12 protein-coding genes (1 of these 12 only partly in view) are annotated in these 23,030 nt (G+C 71.1%); 4 read left to right on the top strand and 8 right to left on the bottom strand.

All coding sequences use genetic code 11. From position 1 onward, the window contains the following. Positions 1 to 116: 116 nt before the first annotated feature. Positions 117 to 1,118 (bottom strand): LacI family DNA-binding transcriptional regulator, encoded by a 1,002-nt coding sequence (locus tag ACWD4J_RS38120; RefSeq protein WP_451400138.1) that lies wholly within the window; start codon positions 1,116 to 1,118, stop codon positions 117 to 119. A gap of 243 nt (positions 1,119 to 1,361) precedes the next feature. Here ACWD4J_RS38120 and ACWD4J_RS38115 point away from each other — a divergent pair, with 243 nt between their 5' ends. Then, positions 1,362 to 2,381 carry a Gfo/Idh/MocA family protein gene (locus ACWD4J_RS38115; RefSeq protein ID WP_451400126.1) on the top strand — a complete coding sequence of 340 codons (1,020 nt, stop codon included), beginning with the start codon at positions 1,362 to 1,364 and terminating at the stop codon, positions 2,379 to 2,381. After that, positions 2,378 to 3,244, top strand: a complete 867-nt coding sequence (locus tag ACWD4J_RS38110; RefSeq protein ID WP_451400125.1) for a sugar phosphate isomerase/epimerase family protein — start codon at positions 2,378 to 2,380, stop codon at positions 3,242 to 3,244. Before ACWD4J_RS38115 ends, ACWD4J_RS38110 begins: the two co-directional genes overlap by 4 nt. Before the next feature lie 80 nt (positions 3,245 to 3,324). On the opposite strand, the gene ACWD4J_RS38105 is transcribed toward ACWD4J_RS38110, so the two are convergent. From ACWD4J_RS38105 to ACWD4J_RS38095, 3 genes are read right to left on the bottom strand one after another with little or no spacing between them, the layout of a single operon-like run. Further along, positions 3,325 to 4,533 carry a cytochrome P450 gene (locus ACWD4J_RS38105; RefSeq protein ID WP_451400124.1) on the bottom strand — a complete coding sequence of 403 codons (1,209 nt, stop codon included), beginning with the start codon at positions 4,531 to 4,533 and terminating at the stop codon, positions 3,325 to 3,327. A gap of 33 nt (positions 4,534 to 4,566) precedes the next feature. Next, on the bottom strand, positions 4,567 to 5,961 hold the full coding sequence (locus tag ACWD4J_RS38100; protein WP_451400123.1) for an NAD(P)/FAD-dependent oxidoreductase: 1,395 nt from the start codon (positions 5,959 to 5,961) through the stop codon (positions 4,567 to 4,569). Continuing rightward, positions 5,951 to 6,160, bottom strand: coding sequence for a ferredoxin (locus ACWD4J_RS38095; protein WP_451400122.1), 210 nt, complete (start codon positions 6,158 to 6,160; stop codon positions 5,951 to 5,953). The genes ACWD4J_RS38100 and ACWD4J_RS38095 overlap by 11 nt, the downstream gene beginning before the upstream one ends. Before the next feature lie 199 nt (positions 6,161 to 6,359). Between ACWD4J_RS38095 and ACWD4J_RS38090 the strand changes: the two genes are divergently transcribed. After that, positions 6,360 to 6,527: a hypothetical protein gene (locus ACWD4J_RS38090; protein WP_451400121.1), complete on the top strand. Its 168-nt coding sequence runs from the start codon at positions 6,360 to 6,362 to the stop codon at positions 6,525 to 6,527. Positions 6,528 to 6,711: 184 nt separating this feature from the next. Here the strand turns inward: ACWD4J_RS38090 and ACWD4J_RS38085 are convergent, their stop codons facing one another. Together ACWD4J_RS38085 and ACWD4J_RS38080 are read right to left on the bottom strand one after the other, a co-directional pair. After that, entirely contained in the window at positions 6,712 to 8,649 is a 1,938-nt protein-coding gene (locus tag ACWD4J_RS38085; RefSeq protein ID WP_451400120.1) for a hypothetical protein, read from the bottom strand. 125 nt (positions 8,650 to 8,774) lie between these two features. After that, positions 8,775 to 10,850, bottom strand: coding sequence for a beta-galactosidase (locus tag ACWD4J_RS38080; RefSeq protein WP_451400119.1), 2,076 nt, complete (start codon positions 10,848 to 10,850; stop codon positions 8,775 to 8,777). A 568-nt stretch (positions 10,851 to 11,418) separates the two neighbouring features. On the opposite strand from ACWD4J_RS38080, the gene ACWD4J_RS38075 reads away from it, so the two are divergent. Continuing rightward, complete coding sequence (locus ACWD4J_RS38075; RefSeq protein ID WP_451400118.1) at positions 11,419 to 12,468, top strand: LacI family DNA-binding transcriptional regulator; 1,050 nt, start codon at positions 11,419 to 11,421, stop codon at positions 12,466 to 12,468. A 231-nt stretch (positions 12,469 to 12,699) separates the two neighbouring features. On the opposite strand, the gene ACWD4J_RS38070 is transcribed toward ACWD4J_RS38075, so the two are convergent. After that, complete coding sequence (locus tag ACWD4J_RS38070; RefSeq protein WP_451400117.1) at positions 12,700 to 13,785, bottom strand: hypothetical protein; 1,086 nt, start codon at positions 13,783 to 13,785, stop codon at positions 12,700 to 12,702. 104 nt (positions 13,786 to 13,889) lie between these two features. Further along, a protein-coding gene (locus ACWD4J_RS38065; protein ID WP_451400116.1) for a hypothetical protein crosses the window boundary here: on the bottom strand, positions 13,890 to 23,030 show its 3' portion. 26,025 nt of this gene lie beyond the right edge of the window; 9,141 of the gene's 35,166 nt are visible here — the last part of the coding sequence; its start codon lies off the right edge, out of view — the gene reads right to left on this strand; its stop codon occupies positions 13,890 to 13,892.

The following is a 23,030-nucleotide window of genomic DNA, read 5'->3' as shown; positions in this document are numbered from 1 at the left end:
ATCGGTATCGGTTTCCGTACCGGTACCGGAGCGGCATCGGTGTGATCAATCGGCCGGCATGACGCCCGTCATGCCGGCCGAGCTTTTCCGCGCCACCCGAGGTCTCTTCCGAGGCCTCAGTACGACCCCTCCGGGGCAGGCCCGCTGGTGTCCCGTACCACCAGCTTCGGGTCCAGCACCGCCTCGCGCGGCTCCAGCCCCTCGTTCTCCAGCCGCTCCACGGCGAACCGCACCGCGTGCTCCGCCATCAGGGCCGCGTCCTGGCGGACGGTCGTCAGGCCCATCGGCATCAGGTGCGAGAAGTGGCTGTCGTCGTATCCGATGACGGACATGTCGCGCGGAACGTCGACGCCCGCCCGCGTCAGGGTCATCAACAGGCCCCACGCACACCGGTCGTTGCCCGCGAGGACCGCCGTCGGCAGGGGGCGCCCCTGGTCGCGTTCCGCCAGGAGCAGACGGCCCGCCTCGATGCCCGACTCCTCAGTGTGGTCGCCGGGGATCACCCGCAGCTCGGCCTCCAGCCCGTGGCGGCGCATCGCGGCCCGGTAGGCGCGCCGCCGCTCGGCGGAGCCGGGACCCCGGCCGCCGTCGATGTGCACGATCCGGCGGTGCCCCAGTTCGACGAGATACTCCATGGCCTGCCGTACGCCCTTGCCCTCGGCCGAGTGCACGAAGTCGACGTGGGCATGGGGCACCCGGCGGCTGACCGAGACGGTGACCGTGCGGCGTCCGAGCTCGTTCAGGTACCCGGGCTCCGCTTCGGGGCCGAGCAGGATCACCGCCTCGCAGCGATGGCTCAGCAGCGCCTCGACGGCCTTGCTCTCGCTGCGGCCCTGGGCGGCCGCGGAGAGCAGGACGTCGTAGCCCAGCCGTTCGGCCTCGGGGTAGATGCCCGCGACGAGGTCCGTGTGGAAGGTCTGGTGCACGGTGAACATCACGCCCAGCGTGCGGCTGTGACCACGAGCCAGCAGCCGGGCCGCGCCGTCGGGGCGGTAGCCGATCTCGTCCGCGATGCGCAGGACCCGCTCGCGGGTCGCACCACTCGCCCCCGGCTGGCCGCGGAAGATGATCGAGACGAGCGCCCTGGACACGCCCGCCTTCGCGGCGACATCCGCCATCGTGGGCCGCTGCTTGCCCGATGCATCCACCTGTGAACCACCCTTCGACGCCGCCCACCCTACGGGTGGTCTCGAAATCTCCCAGCAACAAGCTATTGACATGACATTTGGACAGGCATCATCGTACTCGCCTAGAGCGCTCCAGTAGAGCGCGACAGACGATTCCCCCGTCCCTGACCTCCCAGATCACGGCGGTGAGTGGTTGAGCTCCCCGCCCTCCCAGGCCCCTCGAAGGGATCCACCGTGACCGTACGCGTAGGTGTCATCGGCACCGGAATGATCGGCCAGGACCACATACGGCGCCTCACCGACGTCATCACGGGGGCACGGGTCACCGCTGTGACGGACATCGACGAAGCACGCGCGTCCGAGGTGGCCGCCCGCGTCGGCGCCGTCACGTATCCGACCGGCGCCGAGCTGATCGACTCGCCCGACGTGGACGCCGTCCTCGTCACCTCCTGGGGCCCCACCCACGCCGAGCACGTGCTGAACGCCGTCGCGGCCGGCAAGCCGGTGTTCTGCGAGAAGCCCCTCGCGACGACCGCCGAGGACTGTCTGGGCATCGTCGAGGCCGAGCGGGCCCACGGCCGCCGCCTGGTCCAGGTCGGCTTCATGCGCCGCTTCGACATCGGCTACCGCCAGATGAAGGAGGTCCTCGCCTCCGGCTCCATCGGCGCCCCGCTGATCGTGCACTGCGCCCACCGCAACCCGACCGTGCCGGAGTCCTACACCTCCGCGATGGCCGCGCAGGACACGGCCGTGCACGAGATCGACGTACTGCGCTGGCTGCTCGACGACGAGATCGTCTCGGCCCAGGTGATCACCCCCCGCGCCACGAGCAAGCGGTTCGAGCACCTCAAGGACCCGCAGATCATGCTCTTCGAGACCGCGAACGGGGTGCGCATCGACCTGGAGGTCTTCGTCAACTGCCAGTACGGCTACGACATCCAGTGCGAGGCCGTGGCCGAGGAGGGCCTCGTACGACTGCCCGACCCGGCCGCCGTCGGCGTCCGTACCGCAGGACAGCACCACACCACCGTCCTGCAGGACTGGAAGGGCCGTTTCGTGGACGCCTTCGACACCGAGTTCCGCGAGTGGGTCGACGCGGTCGACGCGGGCAGTGAGCCCACCGGCCCGACCGCCTGGGACGGCTACGCCGCCACCGTCATCACCGACGCCGCCGTCCGCTCCCTGGAGTCCGACGGCTCCGTCGTCACCGTCGACATGAAGCCCCGCCCTGCGTTCTACGGAGGCACCGCGTGAAGATCGCCCTCGACCCGTACATGTTCCGCGCACTGCCCATCGACGAGATGGTGCGCACCGTAGCCGAGCTCGGCTACGAGTACATCGAGTTGTCACCGCGGGACGACTTCATGCCGTTCTTCCTGCACCCCCGGGCGGACGACGAGCGGATCACCGCTCTGAAGAACTCCCTGCGCACACACGGCGTCCAGCTCTCCTCCGTCCTGCCCCTGTACAAGTGGTCGTCCCCCGACGAGAGCGAGCGGCAGGCCGCCGTCCGCTACTGGAAGCGGATGATCGAGATCACCGCCGACCTCGAATGCCCGCTGATGAACTCCGAGTTCAACGGCCGCCCCGAGCGCGCCGCCGAGAGCGAGGCAGCCTTCTGGCGCTCCCTGGAGGAACTGCTGCCGATCTTCGAACGCGAAGGCATCGCCCTCAACCTCGAGGCCCACCCGGACGACTTCTGCGAGGAGAACACCCCCGCCGTCGACCTCGTCCGCGCGATCAACAAGCCCTGGGTGAACTACCTCTACTGCGCCCCGCACTCCTTCCACCTCTCCGGCACAGACCCGACAGCCGACATCGCCGCGATGATGCGCTACGCAGGCGACAAGCTCCAGCACGTACACATCGCGGACTCCTTCAACCACAAGGGCTCGTCCGGCCTGCGCTACATCCTCAACCCGCCCGGCACCCCCGCCCGCATCCACCAGCACCTCGACATCGGCCAGGGCGAAGTCGACTGGAACGCCTTCTTCACCACCCTGCGCGAACTGAACTTCGACGGCATCGCCACCGCCTGCGTCTTCGCCTGGGAGGAACGCGCACACGAGTCCTCGGCATACATGCTGGACCGCATCACCAAGGAACTCGCCGCGTAGAGCGGCGGGCACGGTCCGGTGAGCGCGGCGCCGTGCCGGCCTGCAGATCGTCCTCGTCGGCAGGACTCCCAGACGTCCTCTCAGATGTCCACGCGCAGGTGCCGGGGGCCCCGGAGTGTGGCGCTGATCCGGTACGGGGGCGGGTCCTCGGCCAGCCGAGGGCTGCCGAGGCGGCGGATCAGCGCTCCCAGGGCGATCTGCGCCTCCACCCGGGCGAGCGCGGCGCCGTAGCAGATGTGGACGCCGCCGCCGAAACCCAGGTGCGCGTTGTCCGGCCGGGCGGGATCGAACCGGTCGGGGTCGCGGAAGCGTCTGGGGTCGCGGTTGCCGGAGGCCAGGGCCAGCACCAGACGTACGCCCTTGGGGATGGTGGTGCCCGCGATGTCCACGTCGACGAGCGGGGTGCGGATCGGCACAAGGTGCACCGGGGGCTCGTAGCGGAGGAGTTCCTCCACCACCCTCGGCATCAGGGCGGGGTCGTGGCGCAGCCGTTCCAGCTGGTCCGGGTGGCGCAGGAGGGTGAGCACGCCGTTGGTGATCAGATTGACGGTGGTCTCGTGCCCCGCGAGGAGCAGGATCGCCGCGTTGACGGCCAGCTCTTCACGGGTGAGGCGCTGGGCCGGATCCGGCTCGTTGACGAACGAGGACAGCATGTCGTCGGCCGGCTTGCCGTCGCGCTGCCCGGCGAGGTCTGCCAGGTACTCGCCCATCGCCTCGCGGGCCTCCTTGGACGCCCGCACGCGTGCGGTGCGGTCCTCGCCGGGCACCACGTCGGCGCCCTCGATCATCTTGGTGGACCATTCGCGGAAGAGCGGCTCGTCCTCGCGCGGCACGCCCAGCAGCCGGCAGATGACGGTGACGGGGAGCGGATAGGCGAAGTCGTCGACCACGTCGATCTGTTTGCGGTCTCCGAACGCGTCGATCAGCTCCTCGCTGATCTTGGCGATCTCACTCCGCATGGCGTCGACCCGGCCCGGGCTGTGCGGGGGGCCGAACGGCCGCGTCAGGATGGACCGCAGCCGGTGGTGCTCGGGGTCGTCGAGGACGATGAAGGCGGGTGGATGACTCTCCTCCTCGGCCACGCGGTAGCGCTCGCTGAGGTTGCGCTGGTCGGAGCTGATGCGCGGGTCGTGGAGCAGCGCGTCGATCTCGTGGAACGTGCCGACCAGGAAGCTGCCGTCCGTCTGCCGCGCCACGCCCCCCGCCTCGTGGAGCTCCGTGTACAGCGGATACGGGTCGGGGCGGTTGGCGTAGTCGTTGATGCGTTGCAGCAGGGTGTCCGCGCTCATACGGGGCTCCTCGTCGGCGGGAGGGACGGTTGGTCAGCCGGCGACCCTGATCAGCCTGCGGTCCGGCAGGTGACCGGTGAGGGCGACGGTGGGCCCGTGGGAGAGCACGCTCGGGTCCGGCACGTCGGAGGGCACCGGCACGGCGGCCGCGGCCGGCCGGTCGGCGGCGCCGGGCTCGGGCGGGAACGGGGCGGCCGTCTCGATCAGGTGCTCGTAGTGCTGCAGCCACTTCGCCATGTCGACCGTGACCGCCGCGGTGACACGGCCCCGGTAGCCGTACACCGCCACCAGCCGACCCGACTCGAGCGAGCCCTGCGCGATGACCACCTGGTCGGAGAAGGTGGGCACGCCGACGGACTTGATGTTCAGCCCGAACTGGCTCGACCAGAAGGACGGGACCGCCAGATGCGGGCGCCGGCGCGGCCCCGGGTTGACCATGTTGTGGGCCGCCACCTCGGCCTGCGCGACCGCGTTGCCCCAGTGCTCCAGGGAGAGCATCTGGTACTCGAAGAGCGGATGCGGGAAGCGGGCCACGTCGCCTGCCACGAAGACATCGTCGGTGACGATCCCGTACATGTCGAAGGCGCGGCACCCCGCGTCGCAGGCGACCCCGCGCGGTCCCGCGGCAAGGCCGGAGTCCGCCAGCCACTCGGTGTTGCGGACCGCCCCGAGGGCGACGACGCAGATGTCGGCCTCGACGTGGCTGCCGTCGGACAGGTCGGCGCCGGTGAACCGGCCCTCCCCGTTTCCGCGCAGCGCGGTGACCGTCACGCCGCAGCGCAGGTCCACGCCGTGGGCGCGCTGCAGCGCCGCCGCGAGCTTGCCGAACGTCCCGCCCAGCGCACCCACGAGCGGTGCCGGGCCCCGTTCGGCGACCGTCACCTCGATGCCCCGCTCCCGGCAGGCGGAGGCGATTTCCGAGCCGGTGAATCCGGCTCCGATCACCAGGACGCGGCGAGGTCCGGCGGCGAGGCGTTCGGCAAGACGCCCGGCGTCGTCGCTCGTGCGCACCATGAACACCCCGTCGAGCGCCGCCTCCTCCGGATCCGGCCAGGGCCGGGCCCGGGTCCCGGTGGCGATCAGCAGCCGGTCGTACGGCAGCGACTCGCCGTCGGCCAGCAGCAGCCGCTTCTCGAGCGGTTCGAGCCCAGTGGCGGCTACCCCGAGCCGCCACTCCGCATCCGGGTCACGGCGCATCGGCAGCCCGGTGGCGGTCGCCGCCGCCTTGCCGAGCAGGACCTGCTTGGACAGCGGTGGCCTGTCGTACGGGGGATGGGGCTCGTCACCGACCACGGTCAGCGAGCCGGTGAAGCCCTCCTCGCGCAGCGTCTCGGCGGCGCGCAGCCCGGCGAGCGACGCCCCGACGACAATGATCCGGCCGTCACGAACGTCACGAACGATCCGGCCGTCACGCGGCTCAGCGGACAACGGCACTCGCCCCCTCACCGACCAGGATGGCCTGCACCGGACAGGCCGCCGCGGCCTGCTGGACACGCTCGAGCCGGTCCTCGGAGACCTCCGGGTCGTAGAGCAACGCTTCCTCGCCATGCAGCTCGAACACGTCCGGAGCGAGGAAGACGCACTGCGCATAGCCCTGACAGCGATTGAGATCCACGACGATCCGCATGTCGAGCCACTCCTCACATCGCGCAGCCGTCCGCAGACGATTCTGCGTTCGGTCGGCGAGCGGCGGCAGCCGGATTAGCCCGTCCGGGGCTTCACGCGGAGTGACGCCGGGCCGCTGTGCGGCGGACGCCGGGATCGCAGATGTACACCAGCGCTCTCACACGACTGGGTTGTCGCTACACACACTTTGGGGGGGCGCCATGAGAGTCGTCTGGATCGTATTCGCTGTCCTGCTCGTCTGCCTCACCATCGGCGCCCTCATCAGCGTGGCCAAGGACACCGACGTGCAATCCGTCATCAGCGACCTGGCAGCCGGCGTATTCCTCGGCTGGGGCGCGGTCGCCTGCTGGCAACGCGCCCGAGCCTGAGACCGTCGGCGTTCAGAGATCAGATCGGCGGCGGCGACGTAAGCGTCCTGGGCCGCTGGACGACACCGGCCGGGGCCGGCGGCGGGATTCGAACCCGCGTTGCTCTCTTGACAGGAGAAGTAGCCGCAACCTGCGCACCTGAACAGGCTTCACCGTAACGGCGAACGGCCGCCGGAGCACTCCATTATCCGGCTCGCTCCTGTGCCCGCATCCACAGGACCAGGTGCCAGTCCTGGTCGTTGGCGAGTGGGTCGGCGGTGTGCGCGGCCCTGCCGTCGACGGTCGAGGGCATGACGAACGCGCAGGTGGCGGAGCCGTCCTCACGGTAGTTGGCCATGTTGGCGCGCAGGATCACGTCGGCGATGCGGTCGGTGTGTGCGGTGCGCAGCGTGGCCGGCAGGCCCAGGAGGGTCGCGGCGGTCAGGGTGCTCCAGTAGTGGGGGAAGACGTCCCCCCACAGCCGGTCGGCGCCGAACCAGAAGCCGTCCCAGTGCCGGATGGCGACGCCGTGCAGCCGGGCGTGCGGCTGCGGGCCGCCGAAGGCCAGCAGCCAGGGCAGCCGTTCGGCGATCGCGTCGCGGAAGACGGGGTCGCCGGTCAGGGTGTGGGCGTCGCTGAGGAGGTCCAGCAGAGGCGCGACGATGGACTGCTCATAGTTGACCTCGTGTGGCGGCAACTGCTTGCCCATCCGTACGAACTTCCGGGCGCTGTCGACCAGTTGGCCCCGCAGAGCTTGAGCGCGGTCGGTCTGTCCGGTGGCGTCCAGGCTGCCACTGATGGCCAGCGTCACCGGGGAGAGGTTGATGGACAGGTGCATGGCGCCGCCGAGTTCGAAGCTGCGCTCGATGATGCCGGCGGCGCGGTCGAGGTCCTCTTCGTGGCCGTGGGCGCGGTACCGGTCGTGGAAGAACTGCGCCAGCCACGGGGTGTCGTACAGCCGGACCTGGTGTTCCTGGGAGCCGCGTCGCGGGGCGTTGCTCTCGTCGAGCAGATAGCGGCAGGCGAACCGGGACCAGCCGTCGAGCAGGGGGTCGATCTCGCCCGGGTCCGCCCAGCCGCGTGCAGCGGCGGCCTGGAGCAGCAGCGGTATGGCAATCCGCTCGGATCCGTCCGTCCAGTCCTGCCAGCCGTTGGTCGACTGGGTCAGGCCGGTCCGGGTGTCCACCGGCACGAAGGCGTGGGCGAGCAGACCAGGACGCTCCCGGGCCCGCTGGTGCCGCGTGATGTAGGCGACCCGGCGCCGGACGACCTCCTCCAGCGGCAGGTGGAACAGGACCTCGGTACGGGCGCCGTCCCCGATGTCCAGCGTGAAACTGCCATGGCGGGAAGCCTGCACGCGGTACCGGCCGTCCGCCTCACGTTCCACCTTCACACCGGCATCCGGGCTGCTCACCGATGACGCCTCGATGACGATCGGCTCGCCGAGTTCGGCGGCATAGGCGGAGAACACGGCAGGCGGCCTGGTCGCGGCGGTGAAGTCCTCGACCGACGCGTACCAGGCCAGCTCCCACTCCACGGTCGTGGACTCCCCCGGCCCCAGGTGCAGCACCGGCTGGCCGCCGAACGCCTGCGGGTTGCGTGCCTGGTCGGTGACCAACAGGACGAGGTGCCCGCGGACATGGGAGTTCGACCTCTGGTTGCGCGACTCCACCGAGTACGCCCGCAGGGCCCCCTCCCGCACGATCAGCCCCAGACACCGGCCTTCCCCGGACATCGGCTGCGCGAGCGCCCAGGCCCACGTGCCTCCGGTGAACAGGTGGGCATGCACCGCCCGGTCGAGGGATGCCTCGGCCGTGTCGTACAGGTCGGCGAACGGTGTCTGAATGCCCAGCCCCGTGATCGTGAGCGGCTCCTGTGCGCTGTTCACGACCGTGTACCGCTCGCGCAGCACGTCCTCGTGCACCGAGCGCCGCACCTCCACGCGGACCCCCGGGAGCACCGGGTGCACCGCCTCTGTGCCCCCGTCCGCGACGCGCAGTTCGGCGGGCGTGTGCCAGCGGGCGCCGCCCCGGTCCGTGACGAGGTGCCCCGAACCCCACTGGTGCTCCACCGAGTGCCACGCGGTGACATCGGTGTCGAGCAGGAACCGGCGGGCTCGGTCCTGCTCGTCCACGAACTGCACCGGGGCACCCGTGCCCGGGTCGAGCACCGCCCGGCCGGACCCGAAGAAGAGGGCATCCGGAACTTGAACACCAGCGGGTTGCAATGGAGTTGACCTTTCTATGGGTGGGACGGGTCCCTGGGAGATCAGTGTTCGCTGTGGGGGTCGTCACGCAGGACCGCGGCGCCGAACGGTGGCAGGCGCAAGTGGCCGGTGGCGGCTGCGGAGGTGTCGGGGTCCAGGAGGTCGACAGGCCTCGACGGAGTGGGGCCGAGGTCGACGGTTACCGCGTCGGTGGTGTGGTTGAGCAGGAAGAGGTGTTCGGTGCCGTCGGCGGCACGGCGGCGGACGGCTTCGACACCTTCCGGGGTGTCCATGACGGGTGTGACTCCGGCACCGGTGACGCAGTCCAGGACGAGGCGGCGCATGGTCTCCTGGTCCGGTGAGGTGCCGAGGTAGGTGGCGGTGCCGGTGCCGAAGTGGTGACGGGTGGCGGCGGGTTGCCCCTTCAGTTCGCCGTCGGTGTAGGTGACCAGTGGCTCGGCGCCGGCCGGTTCGATGACGTCCTGCCAGTCGGTGGCGGTGCCGGTGTGTCCGGCGTGCTGCAGCCCGTGGGTGGCGCCGGGCTGGAGGGGGTTGAACTCGTCGATGTCGATGCCGAGCAGGTCGCGGAAGGCGCCGGGATGGCCACCGGGCCGTACCCGGTCGTACTCGTCGACGATGCCCGAGAAGTACGACATCAGCAGGTGCCCGCCGGCGCGCACGTAGCCGGTGATGTTGTCGGCGGCCGTGTCGTCCACCAGGTAGAGGTTGGGCACGATCACCAGGCGGTAGGCGCTGAGATCGGCGTGCGGGTGGACGAAGTCGACGGGGACGTTGGCGCCCCACAGCGGCCGGTAGTGGTCGAGGACCCGGGCGGTGAAGTGCATGTCGCTGGACGGGTGGTCGGGTCCCTCCAGCGCCCACCAGTTGTCGTAGTCCCACACCATGGCCACCTCGGCCCGGTCGCAGGCCCCGCCCGTCAACTCCGCGAGCCGCGACACGTCCCGACCCAGGGCGACGACCTCGCGCCAGGTTCGGGTACGGGTGCCGCCGTGCGGGACCATGGCCGAGTGGAACCGCTCGGCGCCGGCCCGCGAGGCGCGCCACTGGAAGAACATCACCGAGTCCGCGCCCCGGGCCACCGCCTGCAGGGAGCGCACCCGCAACTGCCCGGCCGGGCGGGGGGAGTTGCGTCCGCCGGTGAGGTTGTTGCCGGTGGCCGACTCCAGCATCAGCCATGGCTTTCCGCCGCGCAGTGACCGCATGAGGTCGAAGTTGTACGCGGCCAGCAACTGCCCTTCCGGGTCCCAGGGCTTGGCGTAGATGTCGATGGAGGCGATGTCTTCCTCGGCGGCCCACTGCCAGTAGTCCAGGTTCTTGAAGGACCCCATGAAGTTGGTGGTGATGGGCAGGTCGGGGGTGTGACGGCGGACGATGTCGCGTTCGGCGGTGAAGCACTCCAGCGCGGCGGCGTCGGAGAACCGGTGGAAGTCCAGTAGCTGGCCGGGGTTGGGGCCCGATATCAGCCGCGAGCGGGGGGCGGGGGTGCCGACGTGGTCGAAGGAGTCGTAGCGCTGGCCCCAGAAGGCCGTGCCCCAGGCGTCGTTGAGGGCGTCGATGGTGCCGTAGCGGTCGGCGAGCCAGCGGCGGAAGTGCGCCACGGAGACCGGGCAGTGGCAGCCGTAGCCGATGTACTCGTTGCCGATGTGCCACATGGCCAGTGCGGGGTGGGTGGCGTAGCGCCCGGCGAGCCGTTCGGTGATGCGGGCCGCGTAGTGCCGGAAGACCGGGGAGGACTGGCAGTAGTGGCAGCGGGCGCCGAAGGCGACCCTGCGGCCCTCGCCGTCCACGGGCAGCGTCTCGGGATGCTCGTGGGCCAGCCACGACGGGGGCGCGGCGGTGGGCGTGGCCAGGTCGGCACTCACGCCCGCCTCGGCCAGGAGGTCCATGACCTCGTCCAGCCAGCCGAACTCGAACACACCGGGCCGAGGCTCCAGAAGGCCCCACGAGAACACGCCCACGGTGACCAAGTTGACCCCGGCCGCACGCATCAGCCGGACGTCCTCGCGCCAGGTGGCGGCCGGCCACTGCTCGGGGTTGTAGTCACCGCCGTACGCCAGACCTTGCAGGCGTTGCCGCAGGCCGGCCAGGCGCTCGTCGGCGGAATCGGGACGGGACACGGGTACTCCTTCAGGTCTTCCGGGTTGGTTCGTATGTCGGGTGCGAGTCACGGCCACGGTGAAGGTGCAGGTTTCAGCGGCGCGATCAGTACGGGGATGGCCGACGCGAGCCCTGCGAGCGTGCGTTGGGGCGGGAGCGCTGAACAGCGTTGCCCTCGCCCCTGGGCTCGTCAATCCCCTGCGCGTATTTTTCTGTGTGAATGTGTGCGACTTCCAGTAAGAAGGGTTTGTATCTGGGGGATTCCGGGGGTCCGCCCAGTGGCGGCCGTGTGGTCTCAGCGCTTCGCAACTTCGGCGAAGCCTCGCTGCAGAGGGCAGGGATAGCAGTTCGACGACCTGCGCGACCCGTCCGTCCCAGATCGATCAGGACTCAAAAGCCTTGTGTGATCGATCACTCGCCTTCTAGAGTCTGATGGCGACACATTCCGAGGAGTTTCAGCTATGCCGTCTCCTTCTAACGCCTGCTGGTGCGTTCGCACTCGGCCAAGGCCGGTGGTATCCCGCCACATAGACTGATCGGCGACCGATCGGGACGGGGCGCGAGACGGGCATGCGAGGGGATGCGCACATGGTGGAGAAGCCGTCGGCGCGCCCGCGCGCCACAGGAAAACCCCCGACGATCTACGAGGTCGCCCGGCTTGCCGGGGTGTCGCACCAGACCGTGTCCCGCTTCCTGCACAAGGACCCGACGATGCGGCCGGACACGGCACGCAGGGTTGCCAAGGCCGTCGCAGAACTGGGCTACCGGCCCAACCTCGCGGCCCGGACGATGCGCACCCGCCGGTCGAACCGGATCGCCGTCATCATCCCCACCTCCGCGGATCGCTTTCCGGTGAGCGTCCTCAGCGGTGCCGCCGCGGCCGCGCACGAGGCCGGTTACCTGCTCGACGTGGTCGGCCTCGAAGGCGACGCCGCCGCCCGCGCCGCCCGGCTGGAGGCGCTCCTGCAGCCGGAGAGCACCGACGGCATCCTGTCCTTCACGACGCTGGGAGAGCGCGCCGACGGTCTGGCACTCGCGGACTTCCCTGTGCCGATCGTCGTCGACGGCGTGTACGACGACCACCTGCGCTCGTTCGGTGCGTACGCCGACGCGTCGATGGCCGCCGACCTCCTGCGCCATCTGGCCGACCGCGGCCACCGCCGCTTCGTTCACGTCGCCGGCCACCCCGAGTGGGCCTCGGCACAGGCCCGGCAGGCGGTGTACGAGGCGACGATCGCGGACCTCGGGCTCGAGTCGTGTGGGGTGGTCGGGGGCGACTGGACCCCGCAGTCAGGCTGGAAGGCGGCGACGGAGGTCATCGCGGGCTCCGGGGCGACGGCCGTCTTCGCGGCCTCCGACCAGGTGGCGTTCGGCGTCATCCTGGGTCTGCAGAGTCTGGGCGTCAAAGTGCCGCGCGACGTCAGCGTGTTCGGCTGGGACGACGATCAGCTGGGCCGCTGCTTCCGGCCGACCCTCACCACCGTCGCCGTGGACCGCGAACGCCAGGGGCGGGAGGCCGTGCGCCGGCTGCTGGCTCTGCTGCACGGCGAGCCCCCTGTCAGACCGCTGGCGGCGGCCGAACTCAACCGCATCATCCTGCGCGACTCCACGGGGCCGGCTCCCAGACGCATCATCTGAGCAGCGTCTGTCGAATCGTGACCGGCATGGTGTCGTGGCGGCGTCAGGCGCACGGCCGCTCGCGGCCCGCACCTGACTCCACCGCCGGGGCCTGCCCGGACGGGCGACCTCGCCCTGTCCGGGAAGACCGGCTCTCCTCGGAAGAACCCGACGCCGCGGCCCCAGCTGCCCGGTGACGACCCGGCTGCGGCGGGCGGCGCCCGTCACGCGACGGCGGGAACCGGGCCGACGTCAGAAACGTCCGTTCCGGCTCTCCGTGCCGTCGTCACCGGGGGCCGTGGCCACCACGGCGTACAGGTCATGGACCGTGTCGCGGGTGCCCTGGTCGTGGTTGTACCCGAACTGGAAGACGTAGTTTCCGGGGTCGATCGTGACGCCCTCATTGAGCGTCACGACGTAGTCCGCTCCTCCGTCCGACGCCCTCCCGGTGTGTACCGTGACCTTGTTGCCGAGCGAAGTCCAGACGCCGGTGTTCGCCACGCCGCCGGTCTGGGCTATGTGCACGACGACTTTGAGCGCGGTGAGCTTCTTGATGGTCGTGACGGAGACCTGGCTCTGGCTCCAGTACTGGTTCGGGGACTTCACAGAGGTCTGGACGGAGAGATAACTGCTCTGCGCGGCCACCGAGGACTTGACGGTCGCCCGCTGGGGTGAGGTCTGGGCCGCGTTCGCTCCCCCGGCTGCGTGATCGCTGCCGGCCTGGCCGGCCGCCGCGCCCACGGAATGCCCGGTCACGGCCTTCTTGCCGGGGTGTGCCGGGGCGTGGCTCGACGGGGTCTTCGTCGGGGTCGGCGTTGCACTCGGGGTGCCCGCCACGCCGATGCCCTTGTCGGGACCCAGGATCGGCTCCGGATCCTCCTTGGCCGTCGCTGCGGACGGATGTGAGCCGAGCCCCTCGGCCGCCCCTACGGCCGCGAGCAGACCGCCGACCGCGACAGCTACGCCGAGAAGCCACTTCGAGACGGCGTGACCGCCGGCGGCACCAGTCCGCAAGGGAGCCGGCGTCGCATGCGCACCGCGCCGCTGCTCGGCGACAGCCGCCTGCCACACTTCGGCGTCGGACTCCTCACGGTCAGCCTCCGCGTGGCCCTCCACGTCGTCTGCGCCCTCATCGCTGACGGCGGCCGCCCGCACGGTCGGGCTTGCCGGGTCCTCGGAAGGCTCGGCCTGCGCAGACTCGGGCTGCCCGCTGCTCTCGTTCTGACCGTCGTCCTGCGGCTTCTGACCGTCGCCATGCGACGTGGCCCACGGCAGGGGTTGATCCCACACGGCGCCGGCCTGCTGTCCGGACTCGGCTCCGGCATCGGCGTCCGGCACGGATTGCACCGGCGCCGCGGGCGCGGCAGGCGCAGCCTGCGCTTGGGACTGTCCGGCAGAGCCGTCCGTCCCGCTGGACTGCCCGGGGGCGTCGTCTCCTGGTCTCATTTTGAGCGTTGTTCCCTTCGTCGTTCCGCGTCGGTATCGCTGCCGGTTCCGGCAGTGCGTTGGTCACGGCTGATCAGCGCGAGGAACCGTTCGACACTGGCCTCGGTGGTCTCCGCTCCGGCCCGCTGGTCATCGGTCTCCTCAAGCACCGGTACTTCGGACACCGAGCCCTCCGAACCATCCCCGGTGGGCTCCAGTTCCTCGATGGCACCGCTGAGGTGAGTGGTCGTGGCGAACCCGTCGGCGGGCGGCTCCTGCTCCTGCTCCGCCGTGACCGTCTGCGGCTCGGTTCCCCCGGCCTCTGCGGCGACCGGTTCGGCTGTCTCCTCGGGGGTCTCGGCAAGGACGTCCAGCAGGGCGGGCGAGTCCGCGAGGGCGATGGGCAGCATGAAGTACAGGCCGCCGGGAGCCTGGACGAGCAGCTTCCCGTGCGGGCCGGAGAGGACGACCTCGACGTCGGCCTTGTAGTAGCGGAACGGCCGGACGGTGACCATGTTGCGCTCCATGATCTCCTCGGACTCCGCGGCCCGTTCTCCGGACGTCTGGCCCTCGAAACGGAGAGGCAGCGATTCCCGCAGCGTCGTTCCGTCGGCCTCCTCGCCGACGACGGGGCCGATCGCGGCGAACCACGCGCTGGTTGCGCCGCTGAGGTGCTCCTGCGTCTCGCGCCCCTGGTTGAAGTGGCGCGACAGGATCTCCACGTCGGACTCCGGCAACGCGGTGACGCGGGTGATCCGCATGCCTGCGGTCACCTGCTCGCCGCCGACCAGCACCTGGTACTCGTGCCGCAGCAGCCGCTCCATGCTGAGCCGCATCTGCACCTCGTTGGTGAGGTGGTCGTACAGCATGCCGAAGAGCGTGGTGCCGTCCGGCCGCCAGGACTCCGGCGCCGCCGGCTGGGGACGCGAGGTGGTCGGCGCCGCGGGCAGGACGGCCCAGCGGTTGATCTCGGTTGCGGCAGGCAGCGCCCAGGGATGCCCGTGCTCGGACATCAGGTCCACCAGCGCGTCGTTCAACGGCTGTTCCTCGGTCTCCCACACCGGCGGGTCGGCTTCCTGGGCAGGGTCGGCGATCTGCTGTGGCGCCTGGCCCGGCCGGACGAGGTGCGCGGGAATGACGACCCGTACCCAGCCGTCGACGACGCCGTCCTCGGGCAGCCGCGGGAACCGGGCGAGGAACGACGGGTGCTGCCTGAGGCGGGCCGCCGCGCGACGCCGACGGCCCATCAGGCTCGAGACGGCGAGCGTCACGCCGTGGAAGGCACGGACGGGTGCGGCGAGCACCTCGGGCTGCTGCTGGGTGATGGCCATCTCGATCTTGAGCCGCTGCCGCAGCTGGAACTCGACCGAGGGGTTGCGGGTCTGCCCCCAGTAGACGTCCAGGCTCTCTTCGTGCACCTCGTGTTCTGTGCTCGCCTCCCTGGACCAGCCGGCCACTGCCTGGAGTCCGCCGACCGTCGAGGTGCCGGCCCGGCCGTGCAGTTCGCCATGGGCCTCGGCCTCGGTCGAGCGGGACGTGCTGGCCGTCTTCTCGGTGATCGCCTTGCCCCGCAGCATCATGGTCATCTCGGGCCGGTCGTGCTGCGACATCGGCTCCAGGGTCTCGGCGGTGACCTTGGTCCACAGGTTGGCACCGAAGGCCGACCCGATCGGCAGCCACCGCGTGACCCCGGTGGTGTTCAGCAGGGTGAACTGGTCGAGCAGGGCCGCGGGCGAGTAGGAAGCCTCGATGGCGCTCAGCAGCAGGCTCGACTGGTGGCCGGAACCGTCGGAGCCGGCCACCAGCAGGCCCCGCTCGGTCAGCCACTGCTTCATCTTCTCCAGCACGCCGTCGGCCTTCAGCACCTCCGGGTGGGTCCCTCCGGCCAGCAGTGCCGGGTCGAAGTGACCGGTCGGCGGCTGCGGTTCGACGCGGTTCACGCCGTCCGGTACCGGCAGGTCCAGGTCGAAGATGCGCCGCTCGGGGACCACGAACTCCAGGCCGTGCTTGACCTCCAGCATCAGATCGTCGCTGGTCGTGCCGGATGCGCTGCGGGTCAGCGGGTCGGTCAGGTGGGGCTTGCGCCACCGGTCGAGGGTGATCTGGAACACCGCGTGGGCTCGGTAGGTGTGCTTGGGTCCGCCGTACGTGCCGCGCGTGATGCCGACCGGCCCGACGGCGGTGCCGTCGCCGGTCTCCCACCCCCATTCGAACCCGCCGCCGAGCGTGCCGCCGATCTGGACGGTCAGCTCGTGGTGCTGTGCGGCCGAGGACTGCTGCTCACCGGTCGAGAGCCGCTCCACGCCGGTCGCGGCCGAATCGTCGCCCTCCTCCCCGTCGTGGCCGAGGTGCAGAACCGGACCCAATCGGCCCGCCACGCCAAGGGCACGGGTGCGCTCGCCGGTGCGCTCGTAGTTGGCGGTCCCGCTGGTGTTCTGCCACAGCTGGAAGCCGGCGCCGCTGTGTGCCCGCACGTGGTGCGGGTCGACGGCGACGATCCGCAGCCGCAGGGCCTGGTGCCACCCGTCGGGCCCGTCGGGCAGGTCCGCCAGCCGTCCCTGGTCACTGGTCAGCGACGGGAAGTGCGCCACGAGTTCGTTGGGTGAGAACAGCTTCTTGATCTCCGCGGGCCAGTTCGCCGGGTCCGCCAGCCATGTGTCCGGATGGCCGTTGGCCTTCCGGTACATCTCCGCCGCCGCACGCACCACCTCGGGCGGGGCGACGATCGACCGGTACACGGCGGCGGTGCCATGGCCGGCGAAGTCCACCTGCCGGTCCTGGGCCGGCAGCGACTCCAGCGGCTCCATCTGGTAGGCCTCGCGCAGCACGTCCTCCGGGATCTTCTCCGTCGGCACGTGCAGGTGCGGCACGGCCACCCGGGCCACGACCTCGTCCGGCTTGTCGATCCACCACTGCTGCTCCGGGTGACCGTCCGTGCGTACGGACAGCTCGTAGACGACGTCGTAGACGTGCTCGTCGGCCTTGCCGCCCATGTCGGCACGCTGGGTGGACTTCGCCGCACCGGAGAACTGGTGCCCGGTACCGCTTCCGATGCCGCCGGTCAGACCCGCCTGCCCGAGTTGGAGCCGCACGGCCTTGGTCAGCTTGACCCGGCCGCGTGCACCCAGGAAGCCCCGCAGGCTCCAGCTGTTCTTCCGCTCTCCGGAGATGGTGGCACCCTGCCCGGAGCGGACGTTGAGCGACATGGGCCGCGCCTCGTCGCCGGTGACGCCGCCGACGCGCTCCCGCAGCCGGGCGGTCACCGACACGTGGTACGTCCGGCCGCCCAGCCGCACGGAGTGCTCGACGCCCGACATCAGCTGCGCCAGGTCGGTCTCCAGGGACGGCCGCCCGAAAGAGGTCAGCAGCTCCTTGTCCGCACCCGCCCAGTTCACCCGGGGGCGGCCCATCTTGAGGAAGGGCAGGCGGCGGGTGAACTTGAGCCGACGGCCGGTCAGCTGCTGGTGCGTCAGGCCGATGACGGTCCGGATCTGGTCGTGGACCAGTTCGGCGCCGGGCAGCCCGAGCAGGGTGCCGAAGCCAACGCCCCTGCGCGCTGCCAGGGCCAGCGGCTCGCGCTCGTGCGGATCCGGCAACTGCGCGTCCAGCCGCTCCGGGCGCTGGTACGCCGTGTCCGACAGGCCGACGCCCAGCTCGGCCGCCTCGGCGAGCAGCGACCGCACGTACGGCCGTGCCTCCACCGGGCCGTCCGGCTCCCGCGGCTGCCGCAGCAGCGGGGCGTCCTGACCGAGCACGCGGCGCTCGAAGTCGGCGGCCTCATGGCTGGGGACGCCGAGTTCGGCCGGCACGATACGGGTGACCGGCTCGATCCGGTGTGTGGTGGAGCGCACCTCGATGGTGACGTTCAGCCAGCTGCGGTACCGCGCATGGTCGTCGGTGGTCAGGACAATGGTGTGGGTGGCGGTCGACACGGCCAGGCCGTGACCGGTGCCGCGCTTGACCTCGCCGGTGAGCGCGAAGAACTCCGCCGGTCCCACCGTGATCCGCCCGCCCAGCGAGAAGCCGTTGCGCGCGCCCTGCTTCCGGTGCACGACCTGCGTGCTGGCGGAGTCCTCTCGGACAGGGAATTTGGTGGTGTCGCCCAGGTACTCCAGGCCCTCGATCGTCGCGCTGATCGCCACATGGCCCTGGAAGGACCGGCCGAGGCCCGTGGAGAGGGACACCGGGTCCGTCACCAGTTCGTTGGCCAGCAGGTACCTGCTCCGGTTGATGGCGGACCGCTCGTTCAGCTGGACGAGGGTCCGGTCCATCAGGGCCCGTACGACGTCGGCGGGCAGTCCTGCGGTGTGCAGCCGGCGCTCGAACTCGGTGGCCAGCGGGATCAGGTCGATCGCGTTGACGACGGTCCGCGCCCGGTGACGCCCGGCACCCTGCTGCTCGCCGTCGCGCGGAGGTACGTCGTGGGTGACGTGCCGCAGAGCGCTGGTGGCGGTCAGGGACTTGGGGAGCTGCACGGTGAAGCGGGCGGGCGTGACCAGGTCGTGGGGTCGCTCCTCGCCGTCGACGAAGATCCGAAGCTGCAGGCCCGCGCGGAACGGAGTGCTCTGCTGCATCCAGACCTTCCGGTCGAAGACCACGGTGCGGTTCGTCTGCGTCTCGCCGGTGCGGTGCGCCTCGACGCTCAGCACCGGTGCCGGTGTCACCGACGCCACGGTCCTCGCGCCGGTGGAGACAGCCGCCAGCAGGGTCGTCCCGCCGCCCCAGCCCTGCTCCCACGCCGACTTGTGTGTGGTGGCCAGGCTGCCCCAGTTGAGGGTGTACTGCTCGACCGCGGACGCACCCGGCGGCAACGGCTTGACGTTGCGCAGCACCGGCCGCAGCCACACCACACGACCGCCCGCGGTGAGCAGCAGCCCGCGCTGGAGGGCCGTCTCCCAGAAGTCCAGTCGCCGCTCCCGTTCGGCAGCGGATGTGCCGGCGGTGTGCCCGCCCGCCCGCAGCGCCTCGGGTACCGACCCGTCCCGGAGCAGCGTGCGCAGGCCCTCGCGGATGCCCGTCTCCAGCTCGGCACTGTCGCCGTCACGCCGTACCACGTACGCGATGTTGTTGGCCCACTGCCGGATCAGCGCCTCGTCCCAGGCGTCGACGGCGGTGATGTTCAGCTCGCCGTGCGCGTCCACGCCGTCCTGGCCCATGTACCAGGGGACTTCGGCGTGCGGAGGCTGCGGCTGCGGCTCGGCGGGAGTTGTGGAGGAGTCCGTCCGCTCGCTCACCTGCATGGCGTCGGCGGGAGTCGAGGGGACTTCCGGCTGCTGCTCACCCACCTGCGCGGCGTCGGCGGGCACCTCGGCCTGCTCGATCTCATCGGCCTGGGACGACGAGCCCCGCGGCGCCTCGACGGTCTCGATCAGCGTGCCCTCGGCGCCGAAGAAGTGCGTTGCCCCGGTGCGCAGGTTACTGATGCCGAACTGGCGTCGGGTGCTCGCCCCGGTCTCGTCGCCCGCCCAGGCGACGGCGTGGTGCTCACCGACCTGCGTCGTGTCCGCCCATGCGAAATCGAGTTCCCCGTTCAGCTGGCGGGTGACCTGGATCGGCTGTCCCGCCAGCTCCGGCGGTACCTCGTGCAGGTAGATCTGGTACGAGGCCACTTCACCTCGGCGCCCGAACACGGTCTCCAGGCCCGTGGCCTCGTGCACCACCGGGCGCAGCCCGTCCGGATCGGCGGGCAGCACCGTGAACCCGTTCACGGAGTGCCCCGCCGCGTCCGCGACAGGCCCGGCCTCCTCCAGCGCCCGCCGCGCGTCCGCCCACAACGCCTCGTGGGCCTTGGCCCGCAGTTCGTCGAGCCCCTCGGAATCCACCGACGGGTCCATCTGCATGCGCAGCAGGAAGTCCGTGGCATCGCGCGAGATCAGCGGCACCAGCCACGAAACCGGCTCACCGCCCGTGCGGGTCGGCCGCGCCTTCGGCAGCGACTCGTTGAAGATCCGGGCCAGCTCCGGGTCGAACTCCACACCGACCGTGCCCACGTGGCTCTGCGGCTTCACCCGGGGCGCCCGCTGCGCGGCCAGCCCCTCGTTCAGCCTGCGCAGCCACGCCCGCCACGGCGCCTCAGGGGCCTGCCGCACCGGCACCAGGACCCCGTCCGTACCGAACCGGAGCACATCGTCGGTCACCCGGTCGGTGAGGACGTACGCGTCCGAGGTCGACTCCAGGCTGTGGGACGCGACGACCCACGGGTCGTCGGCGACCAGCTCCGCGACCCAGCCCCTGGGCGCGCTCTCGGAGACCGGGACCCGGCGCTTGCGGATCAGCGCACCCGCGAGGTGATCGGGCAGACCCTCGCCCGACAGCGACACCTCGACGTCCCGGGGCACACCGTTCCCGTCGAAGCGCCACCCCAGGTCGTCGCCGGGCGTGCTGACCCACACCTCGGTCAGTGCGCCCGACGCGTCGCGGACCTCTCCCAGCTCGTACTGGTCCGCCCCCACGACGGACCGCTCGGGACCGTCCTCACCGGCGGCGAACCGCAGGAAGTCCTCCGTCCCCGCCAACCGCACATCCAACGCCTGCGGCAACCGGTCCGCGCCGAACTGCCAGCGCACCTCGTCGTTCGCATCGGACGCGGTGTACCCGCCGTCCGACCGCGAAGCCACCTTCCAGCCCGGAACCTGCCTCAGGTCCGCGTCCACGACCTCCGGGAGAGCCGGCAGACCCAGAAGCTCGTACCGGGCGACCACCTCCGGCGACGGCACCACCAACCGGAACTCGGGAACCGCGGGCAGCCCCTCGGGGACGGGCAGCAGTCCCGGCCGCCACCGCGCCCGCTGCCCGCTGCCGGGCTCCGCCTGCGCCTCGTCCGTGGCGTCCCCGGACGACTCCTGCTCGGCGAGCTGCTCCTGCCGCGACTCCTCCTCCGTGATGTCGCCGGACGCCTCCTGCTCAGCGGGCTGCTCCGCCGGCACATCGGCCGACGGTGCCTCAACAGCACCCATCGGCGCCTTCCCACGTCCCGAGACGCTGCCGGACGACTGGCCGAGCTGCGGCAGCACGTGACGAACCAGAACGCCTCTGATGTCGAAGCGCCACTCCGCCACAGCGCCCTCGTACGGACCCGCCAGCGGGACGGTGACGGTCAGGCCGTCCGGGAACCGGGCCAGCCGCCCGCCCTCGACCGGAACGCCCTCACGGTCCAGGAGCTCCAGCGGACCCTCGATGCCCACCGACTCCCGCAACCGCACCACATGGTCGACGCCCGGCAGCTCCAGCTCCCGGTACTCGAATCGGACACGGGAATCCAGGTACAGAGTGCCCTCGGCTCCCTGGACGACGAACCCGCCGTCCTCACGCGGCAGCACCGTCAGATCCGGCACCACCTCACCCGCGGCATCCACCAACTCCAGCCGCGAGGACGCCGGGGACGTCTCGGTCGCCGCGGTGTCGGTCCGCCGCAGCCGGTACCCGGCAAGCGGCGCGGCGCCGTGCAGCGGCTCCTCCACCACCCGCACCGCCGGGTCGGCGGCGGGTTGCGGCGGCTGCTCCGCGAAATCGCTCTCGTGCTCCTCGTGTTCCTCCTGCTCCGGCTGTTCCTCCTGCTCCTCCTGCACGGTCGGGAGCGCGCGCTGCGACGGAGTCCGCCCGCCGCTGAGGCCGTCCTGCGCGTTCCCGGTGTGCGGGCCGGTGTCGTCACCGGGCGCCTGCAGGCCCAGTCGGGCCAGCCCCTCCTGGTCGACCACCACCAGGATGGGCTCGTCCGGCCCGGTGGTGATCGGCGCCCGCCATTCCGCGGGGACGGGACGACGCCGCGCGGGGAAGAGCTTCTTCTCCCGGTAGGCGGGAGTGACCGTCCACTGCGGCGTCAGCCGCACCAGGTAGCGGGGGCCGGTATCGCCTTCCGCTTCGGCCTGCGAATCCTTGCGGGTCGTGTCCCCTGCCACGGACGTCGGTTCCCCATACGTCAGCCAAGTGCTGTACACGTCCGCAACCAGCACGAAGGGCCGGTTCGCCGAGGTGTGGCTCCCGGCGTGGATCGACGGCTCGCGGAGGTCGGTGAACCACATCGGGCCCGCTTCACCCGCGCTCGTCCAGGTCGTCCCGGCCTTCGAGGTGTCGGCGGCGGTCCTGGTCAGGGAGGAGCCGCGGAGCACCCGGACCACCTCGCGCGCCACCAGGTCGGCCCTGACCGTCACGTGCGCCAGCGCGTCCCCGGCGACCTCGATCACATAGCCCTTCGGCGACATCGCCTCCGGCAGCTTCGACCGCAGCAGCTCGGAACCCGTCTGGGCCTGCAGCTCGAAGCCCGCATGCGGACGCAGCACCGGCCGCCCTTCCCGGCCGCCGAAGGCGATGTCGTTCAGCACCGCGTGGAGCCCCGGCGCGTCGAACGGACGCACCAGCGCCTTCGTGGGCAGGCCCACCGGCAGCCCGGCACTCTGCTGCCACTCCGCCATCGAACCCTGGACCGGCGCCTCGGCCGACGGACCCGCCTCGTCCGCCGGGGGCAGCACCTCCTCCGCGGGCACCGTGGAGCGCGCCGCACCGGGCAGCGTGAACTGCGCGGTCCACGAGCCGCCGAACGAGCGGCCGCCCAACTTGGGCATCCAGTCAGGCAGACGCTTGCTGTAGGTCCCCGGACTTGCGTGCGGGTACACGTCCATCGTCACCATCAGGTCGTGGAGGAACTGCACACCCTCCCCGGAGCCGGAGCTGGTGAGCGACTCGGCGACCTCCTTCGACACCTCCCACTTCGTGGTCCAGGAGTGGACACCGCCGATTCCAGCCATGAGCAACGCGGCCGGACGCTTCGCCACGCCCGGATTGGCGACGGCGTACAGGCCCCACAGAGCGGACCAGCCGGACTCGGTCGTGTCGGCCGCGCGCTCGGTCGTCTCCAGGCCGCCCCGCGTGGTGTGGCGGGAGAGCGTGGCGTGGTAGCGCCCCTCGCCCAGCCGTGCCCGCAGCACCACCAGCTGTTCCACCTTGCCGAAGGCCGTGTCGCCCGCCAGGAACACCGGCCGCCCGCCGTTCAGCATCTCCTCGATCACCGTGCTGAAGCCGGACGCCGGCAGCGTCGGGCCCAGCACGTCGTGCACCAGCCGGTCGTTGATCCGGTCGAACTTCGCCACCCGCGCCGGCTCGGCCTGCGACCGCACCGGCCGCCCCAGCACGCGGTACGCGAGGTCCAGCCAGCTTCGCGA

The sequence above is a fragment of the Streptomyces sp. NPDC002577 genome (genome assembly GCF_053594815.1).
The sequence above is the reverse complement of the archived record's forward strand: the minus strand, read 5'-3'. Positions and strand labels throughout refer to the sequence as shown.

Bases quoted from the DNA above. Each gene is read 5' to 3' on its own strand.
- ACWD4J_RS38120 (WP_451400138.1), bottom strand. From the start codon at position 1,118: ATGGCGGATGTCGCCGCGAAGGCGGGCGTGTCCAGGGCGCTCGTCTCG.
- ACWD4J_RS38105 (WP_451400124.1), bottom strand. From the start codon at position 4,533: ATGAGCGCGGACACCCTGCTGCAACGCATCAACGACTACGCCAACCGC.
- ACWD4J_RS38095 (WP_451400122.1), bottom strand. From the start codon at position 6,160: ATGCGGATCGTCGTGGATCTCAATCGCTGTCAGGGCTATGCGCAGTGC.
- ACWD4J_RS38090 (WP_451400121.1), top strand. From the start codon at position 6,360: ATGAGAGTCGTCTGGATCGTATTCGCTGTCCTGCTCGTCTGCCTCACC.
- ACWD4J_RS38075 (WP_451400118.1), top strand. From the start codon at position 11,419: ATGGTGGAGAAGCCGTCGGCGCGCCCGCGCGCCACAGGAAAACCCCCG.